Source organism: Micromonospora sp. S-DT3-3-22 (assembly GCF_015354745.1).
Classification (GTDB): domain Bacteria; phylum Actinomycetota; class Actinomycetes; order Mycobacteriales; family Micromonosporaceae; genus Micromonospora; species Micromonospora wenchangensis.
On sequence record NZ_JACGMO010000202.1, the window covers coordinates 1 to 7,443 of the forward strand.

Annotated in this window: 5 protein-coding genes; 3 read left to right on the forward strand and 2 right to left on the reverse strand. The window is 75.9% G+C overall.

All coding sequences use genetic code 11. The features are described from left to right. Positions 1-177: 177 nt before the first annotated feature. Positions 178-1,215: an alpha/beta fold hydrolase gene (locus H1A17_RS32760; protein WP_145921794.1), complete on the reverse strand. Its 1,038-nt coding sequence runs from the start codon at positions 1,213-1,215 to the stop codon at positions 178-180. Between the two features lie 46 nt (positions 1,216-1,261). Continuing rightward, positions 1,262-4,444, reverse strand: a complete 3,183-nt coding sequence (locus H1A17_RS32765) for a hypothetical protein (RefSeq protein WP_375372850.1) — start codon at positions 4,442-4,444, stop codon at positions 1,262-1,264. Positions 4,445-4,593: 149 nt separating this feature from the next. Here H1A17_RS32765 and H1A17_RS32770 point away from each other — a divergent pair, with 149 nt between their 5' ends. The 3 genes from H1A17_RS32770 to H1A17_RS32780 all read left to right on the forward strand — a co-directional run. Then, complete coding sequence (locus H1A17_RS32770; protein WP_091242199.1) at positions 4,594-5,232, forward strand: TetR/AcrR family transcriptional regulator; 639 nt, start codon at positions 4,594-4,596, stop codon at positions 5,230-5,232. A 65-nt stretch (positions 5,233-5,297) separates the two neighbouring features. After that, positions 5,298-5,525 (forward strand): DUF3107 domain-containing protein, encoded by a 228-nt coding sequence (locus H1A17_RS32775; protein WP_088644741.1) that lies wholly within the window; start codon positions 5,298-5,300, stop codon positions 5,523-5,525. A gap of 294 nt (positions 5,526-5,819) precedes the next feature. After that, the coding region (locus tag H1A17_RS32780) for a DEAD/DEAH box helicase (protein WP_228544695.1) at positions 5,820-7,443 on the forward strand (1,624 nt) is incomplete at its 3' end.

The window sequence follows — 7,443 nt, forward strand, 5'->3', positions numbered from 1 at the left end:
CCGGGCCGGCGACCAGCCGGCCGGCAACCGGCGGCGGGGTGGCGACGGCCAGCCCGCCGGAGGTCACCACCAGCAGCAGGGCCACCAGCGCCGTCGGACGCCACCGGCCGGTGCCGGGCGCGGGCCGCAGGAGCCGGATCGGACGTGGGCCACGGGAGGGGAGCGCAGACATCCGGGTCAGGATGCCATGCCGGACTGCGACCTTCCGTCACCACCGAACCCCGGCGCGTCATCACCCGGCAGGGCCACGGGACGCCGCGGCGACGGGCCCGACGTCGACTCGGCGAGCAGGTGCAACACGGCGCGGGCCACCGTACGCGGCACCTCCAACTGGGCCACGTGCCCGACGTCGGCCAGCATCATCAGCCGGCTGTCCGGGATGACCCGGGCCGTCTGCGGGGCCACCCGCACGTCCACCAGCCGGTCCTTCATCCCCCCGACCACCAGCGTGGGCGCCCCGATGCCGGCGGCGATCCGCCACAGGGACTCCGGCCCCGGCAGGTACGACCGCAGGAAACTGGCGACCAGCCCCCGGAACGTACGCACGTACGCGGCGGCGTAGTGGGGCGCCTCGTAGCGGACCCGGATCTCCTCCAACGCCTCCTGCCGGCGCTGCTCGCTGATCCGGCTCAGGTCGGCCACGCACGCCTCCATCGCCTGCCGGGCCATCACCTCCGGGGCGAGCTGGGCGAGCCGCCAGGCGGCCAGCCGCTCCCCGCGCGGAATGGCCAGCAGCGGCAGCATCCGTCCCTGCAACGAGCGGCCGAAGTTCAGGAACGGCAGCGCCGGGGAGATCAGCGTCAGGGTACGCACCAGATCCGGCCGGCGACCGGCGACGTACACCGAGACGGCGCCGCCCAGCGAGTTGCCGAACAGGTGCACCGGGCCCCGGCCGGAGTGCTCGATCCAGCGCACCACCCGGTCGGCGAAGGCCGGGATCGTGTACCGCAGCCCCGGCTCGCTACGCCCGAAACCGGGCAGGTCGATCGCCTGCCCGTCGAGCCGGTCGGCGAGCAGGCCGGCGAGGTCCGTCCAGTTCTGCGACGAACCACCCAGCCCGTGCACGTACAGCGCCGGTTCCGCGTCCGGGCCGGTGGCCGGGGTGTCCCGGACGTAGGTGACCGTGCCGTCGAGGCGTACCGGCCGGCCGGGCCAGGGCGGGGGCAGCCGGTGCGGGGGCAGGTGCTCCTCGGGCCAGAGGGCGGCGCGCTTCATACCGGCAAGTGTTCCCGTTCCGGCCCCGTGCCGACAATGTGGCCGGTCAGGCGAGCAGCGCTTCGAGGCGACGGTTGACCGCCGCCAGGGTCGCCCGCACCACCGCCTGGCGCGGGTCCCCGGAGACCAGCGCCGACCCGGCCAACTGCTCCACCCAGCCGTCGCAGACCAGCAGCACGACCACGGTCGCCACCTCGCAGTTGCCGAACGGCACCACGGCGGCGTGCTCGACGAAACACCGCCCCCGTTCGGCGGTGCGCTCGGCGTGCCGCAGCAACTCGTCGACCGCCGCGGCGGCGGCCACCGCGCACAGCCGCAGGACGTACCCGTCCACGGCCGGCCCGGTGGCGTGCCCGGCGGCCGGCTCACCGGCGGTGAGCAGGCGTACCTCCACGTTGGCGTCCAGGCCGAAGGTGCTCACCTGGACGTGGTCGATGACCACCCGGGGCCCCGGCACGCCGCCGGTGTCCAGCGGTCGCGAGGGCGCGGTCTCCGTCGTGGTCATCTGCCCGCCCGAGTACGACGCGTTGAGCGTCGCCGGGCTGCCGGTGGGCGGCAGCGCACCCGGGAGGGTCTCCTCCACGCTGGCCCGACCCCGGTGCGGGGTCGACTGCCGGCGTCGCCGGGGCACCCCGGACGCCGTCGGTGACTGCTCGGCCGGCGGGTCCTCGGCGTCGCGCGCCGGGCCACCGGTCGCCGCGTCGGCGCGCACCCCGGTGGCCGGTCGCTCCGCACCCGGCCGGACGGTCGGTGGCTCCGCCGACCGGGCCGGGTCACCGGCCGGCCGCTCCCCCGCCGGGGTCGGCACCCCGGCGGACGGCTCGACGACGCGGGGTTCACCGGTACGGCGGCGCATCGGCGGTGGCACCGCGGCGCTCGGCTCACCGGACAGGCTCTGCGGTGCGGCGGCGAGACCCATCCGCTCCTGGAGCAGGCGGGCCACCAGCCGGCTCACCTCCGCCGGGTCGGCCCCGTCGGACAGGTCGAGCCGCAGGCTGTGCGCCCCGGCCGGGGTACGCCGCAGCGCCGCGTCGCGAACCCCGGCCACCTCACGTACGGCGTCCAGGATCGCGTTGACGTCGAAGCCCTCGGGGCGTTCGCGCAGCGGCGCGGGCTCGTCGTCGCGTCGCAGGTGGGTGGCGATCCGGGCGAGTTCCGGGGTCTCGGCGGGGGGCTCCACGGCTGGCGGCTCCGGCACGACGGGCACGTCCGGTTCGGCGGGGACGCGCTGCGGCAGCACCGCCGTGCCCCGGTCCGGTCTCCGTCCGTCCACCACCTGCTCGGTCGTGGTCAGCGGGTCGGGCGCGGATCGGCGGGCCGCGTAGGGGGGTGCGCTCGTCGGGGCGGGCGCGGAGGGGATCTGGTCCAGGCGGCGTGGCCCGCTCGTGGCGGGGGCACCGGCGGTGGGAAGGGGCTCCGGCGGGTGGCCGGGCAGGTCGGTGGGGGCGGCCGGCTCGGTCGGCACCGACCGGAGTCGGAACGGCTGGTCGGCGCGGCCGGGCGGGGAGGTCGCCGGGCGGGGCGACGGTTCGTCGCGCGGGAGCCGGAACGGCTGGTCGGCACGGACGGCGGCCGGCAGCGTGGCGGCCCGCTCGTCCCGCAGGACGGTGGACTCGTCGCGGGTCGGGGGCGGCACGACGCCCGGCTCGTCCCGGACGGCGGGCTCGTCCCGGGGCAGGGGCGGCGGGCCGGCCGGCACCTCCCGGGGGGCCGGGGGCACCTCGGCGGGTCTCCCCGTCGACCAGTCGGGCCGGTCGGCCGGGTGCAGCCGTGGCGGCTCGACCGGCTCGACCGGGTGCAGCCGTGGCGGCTCGGCGGGCGACCGGTCCCGCTCGCCGGGACCGGACCAGTTCCGCCCGGCCGGGTCGGACCAGTCCCGCTCGGACCGGTCGGCCCAGTCCCGCCCGGCGGGGTCGGACCAGTCCCGCTCCGGGCGGGCGCTCCGCTCGGACCAGCCCGGACCGGGCCGGTCCCGCTCGGAGCGGTCGGTGGGCTCGTGCCGCTCCGGCCGGTCGGCGCGCTCGTCCCAGTCCGGTACGGGGTGTTCCCCGGTGCGCCCGGACCAGGCGCGTTCGGGGTGGTCGACGCCGGGGCGACCCGGGGCGACCCGCTCGGCGGCCGGCCGTTCCCGCCCGGACCGCTCGACGGTGGGCTCCGGCAGGGCCGGTGGGGTGGCCGGTTCGGTCCGGGTCAGCTCGTACGGGCGGGGCACCTCCGAGCGCACCGGCTCGTACGGGCGGGCGGGCTCGGCACGCACCGGCTGGTACGGCCGGGCCGGCTCGGCACGCACCGGCTCGTACGGGCGGGCGGCCTCGGCCGACCACTCCGCCGCGCGTTCGGCACGGGCCCGTCGGCCGACGGGTGGTTCCTCGTCCCGTGACCAGGAGGGTGCCCAGGTCCCGCCCCAGCTCGGGCGGTTCCAGCTCGGTCCGGACCAGTCCGGCTCGTCCGGCCCGGCGGTCGCCCGGCGCTCGCCGGGCGACGGCTCGCCGGCGCCCCGGGGGTCCGTCCCGGGCGGCCCGGTGTCGGTGGTGGGCTCGGGGCGGTCGGTCCCGTGTGACCCGTCCGGCCCGGAGAAGCGGTCGCGGGGGTCGTCCGGGGAGGAACCGGCCCCGCCCCGCTCGGGGGCGTGGAAGCCGGGGGGAACCTCGAAGCCGGAGGCGGCGGTGCCCACCGGGGGGACCTGCACCGCGGGTGGGGCCGAGGTGGGCAGGTCGCCCGTGGGCCAGTGGGCCGACCGGGGCGTGGCGGGGTCGTCCGAGGAATGCCGGGCGGCCTCCGGGTCGTGCTGCGGCCCGGCCGGGGACGCCGGCCGGGGGGCCGGCACGACCAGTCGGTCACCGTCGGTGACCCGGGGGTCGGCGACGGGGTGGCCCGGCCCGCCGGGCGGGGCGCTCACCGGGCGACGCAGCGGGGCCGGGAAATCCGGTGCCGAGTCGTGACCATTGCGGTGGGCCCGACCGTTGCGGGGGGTTTCCTCGTCGGCCGACGGGGTGGCGAACGGCGCAGGTAGATCACCGTGCCGTGACGGCTGGCCGCCCCAGCCGCCGGCGGGGTCGGGCCGGTTCCACGGCGACCCGGCCTCCCGGTAACCCGGGGCGTCGACGCCGCCGGACCACCCGGTCGCTGGTGCCCACCCACTGGCGGAGCGGGCCAGGTCGTCCTGCTGACCCGTCCCGTCGCCGTGCTCTCCCGGGGTGGCGGCACCGGGTTGCCCTGATTCACTCACCGCGCGCTCCTTGGTCGCCCCCGCTGAGGCTACCGTGTGGTGACAGTGGCGATAAGTTACAGCGGCGGGCCAATTCCGGGGCCGGGGTGAGTGCCCTGACCGGTACGGGGTAAAAGTGCCGGCTGGAATGACGAAACTCGGAGGTTCCCATGACCGCTGTGGGGAACGGTGCGCAGACTGCCGGCCGGCCCACCCGGCTGCCCCGTTCAGCACGCCGTAAGCAGCTACTCGCGGCGGCTCAGGAGGTGTTCGTGGCGCAGGGGTACCACGCCGCCGCCATGGACGACATCGCCGAGCGGGCCGGGGTTTCCAAGCCGGTGCTGTACCAGCACTTCCCGGGAAAGATGGATCTGTACCTGGCGCTGCTCGACACGCACTGTGACGCCATCGTCGCCAAGGTGCACGACGCGATGCGCGGCACCAACGACAACAAGGAGCGGGTGGGCGCGTCGGTGCGCGCGTACTTCGACTTCGTCGACCACGAGAGCGAGGCGTTCCGGCTCGTCTTCGAATCCGACCTGCGCAACGACCCGGCCGTCCGGCAGCGGGTCGAGCGGGTGGAACAGGGCTGCATCGCGGCGATAACCGACACCATCATCTCGGACACCGGGGTCAGCCGGGCGCACGCCGAGCTGCTCGCCTCCGGCCTGGTCGGCGCGGCCGAGACGGCCGCCCAGTTCTGGCTGGCCGGCGGTCGGCAGGTGCCGAAGGCCGAGGCGGAGGCGCTGGTCGCGGCGCTGTCCTGGCGGGGCATCGCGAGCTTCCCGCTCCAGGGTGAGTCGGCCTGAACATCCGGCCCCGAGATCGGATAGCCTTCCGATCGGCGGCTATCTCGCCCACCTGAGGAGGCACAGTGGAGGTCAAGATCGGCGTGCAGTACGCGCCGCGCGAGCTGGTTCTGGAGAGCGCGCAGTCGCCGGCCGAGATCGAGCAGATCGTGACCGACGCCTTCGCCAAGGCGGAGGGGACGCTCTCCCTGACCGACGAGAAGGGTCGACGGGTCATCGTGCCGGTCACCAAGGTCGCCTACGTCGAGATCGCCGAGGCGTCCGCCCGCGCGGTCGGTTTCACCGTTCGCTGAACCGGTCCGACCCTGCGGCGGGCAGCACCCGCCGCAGGGCGACCCGGTGACGCGGGTCACATTTTTCACCCCTGCCGAAAAGCCGGCCATCCAGGTCAGGGGCGTGTACCCACCCGCTCGGGTAGGATGAGGTAGTTGCCGTGGGCGCCGATCTGATCGAAGTCCTGCCCACGGCGCGCGTGCGGCCCGGTCTGACACGGCGATTCTCCGCCGTCGATCGCGTGGCCCACGCCATACCGACCGCGCCCTGAGGACACCACGGGGCGCACCACGAGAGGGCACCCCCAGATCCAGATGAGCGAACAGATTCTCGACCAACTGGAGGGCCAGGAACTGGCCCCCACCGCCCCGGTCCGCCCGGAGGCCCCCACGTTCGCCGCGCTCGGCGCGCGGCCCGAGACCGTCGAGGCCCTGGCCGCGGCGGGCATCACCCGCGCCTTCGCGATCCAGGAGTACGCGCTGCCGATCGCCCTGCGCGGCACCGACCTGATCGGCCAGGCCCCCACCGGCACCGGCAAGACCCTCGGCTTCGGCGTCCCGCTGCTGGAGCGGGTCTTCGCCCCGGCCGAGGGCAGCGACGGCGTGCCGCAGGCGCTGGTCGTCGTACCCACCCGTGAGCTGGGCATCCAGGTCGCCAAGGACCTCGCCGCCGCCGGCCGTACCCGGGGCGTCCGGGTGCTGCCGATCTACGGCGGCGTGGCGTACGAGCCGCAGATCGACGCGCTGCGCAAGGGCGTGGAGATCCTGGTCGGCACCCCGGGTCGGCTGATGGACCTGCAAAAGCAGAAGCACCTGCGGCTGGACCGGGTCCGCGCGCTGGTGCTCGACGAGGCCGACCGGATGCTCGACCTGGGCTTCCTCGACGACGTCGAGAAGATCCTGGCGATGCTGCCGGAGGACCGGCAGACCATGCTCTTCTCGGCGACCATGCCGGACCCGATCGTCACCCTCTCCCGGCGGTTCCTGCGCCGGCCGGTGACGATCCACGCCGGGCACACCGCCGAGACCGGGCCGTCCCCGCAGACCCAGCAGCTGGCGTACCGCACCCACTCGATGAACAAGATCGAGATCGTGGCGCGGATCCTCCAGGCCGAGGGGCGCGGGCTGACCATGATCTTCACCCGTACCAAGCGGGCCGCCGACCGGGTCGCCGAGGACCTCGACTTCCGGGGCTTCGCGGTGGCCGCCGTGCACGGCGACCTGGGCCAGGGCGCGCGGGAACGGGCGCTGCGGGCGTTCCGGGCCGGCAAGATCGACACCCTGGTCGCCACCGACGTGGCCGCCCGGGGCATCGACGTCAGCGGCGTCACCCACGTCATCAACTACGACTGCCCCGAGGACCAGGACACCTACACCCACCGGATCGGTCGTACCGGCCGGGCCGGGGCGACCGGGGTCGCGGTCACCTTCGTCGACTGGGACGACATGCCCCGGTGGCGGATCATCGACAAGACGCTGGGCCTCGACATGCCCGAGCCGCTGGAGACCTACCACACCTCCCCGCACCTCTACACCGACCTGGACATCTCACCCGAGATGACCGGCACCCTGCCGACCGCCGAGCGGACCCGCGCCGGGCTCTCCGCCGAGGTCGAGGAGGACCTCGGCGGGCGGTCCCGCCGGGGCGAGAGCGGTGGCCGGGGCGGCCGGCGCGGCGAGGGCCGGGGACGCGGCGAGAGCAGCGGTCGGGGCAGCGGACGCGGTGAGCGGCGTCGGGGTCGCCCCGACTCCGACGCGCCGGACGCCACCGGCGCACCCGTCACGGCCGCCGAGGAAGGCACCCGTACCCCCCGCAGCCGGCGTCGTCGCCGGGCCGGCGAGGTGGTCGGGGGCGAACCGGGCACGGTGACCACCGGCGGGTCCACCGACACCGCCGCAGGCACGACCGGCGAGACCGTCGCCGCCGCCGGGCCGACCG

Bases quoted from the DNA above. Each gene is read 5' to 3' on its own strand.
- H1A17_RS32760 (WP_145921794.1), bottom strand. From the start codon at position 1,215: ATGAAGCGCGCCGCCCTCTGGCCCGAGGAGCACCTGCCCCCGCACCGG.
- H1A17_RS32770 (WP_091242199.1), top strand. From the start codon at position 4,594: ATGACCGCTGTGGGGAACGGTGCGCAGACTGCCGGCCGGCCCACCCGG.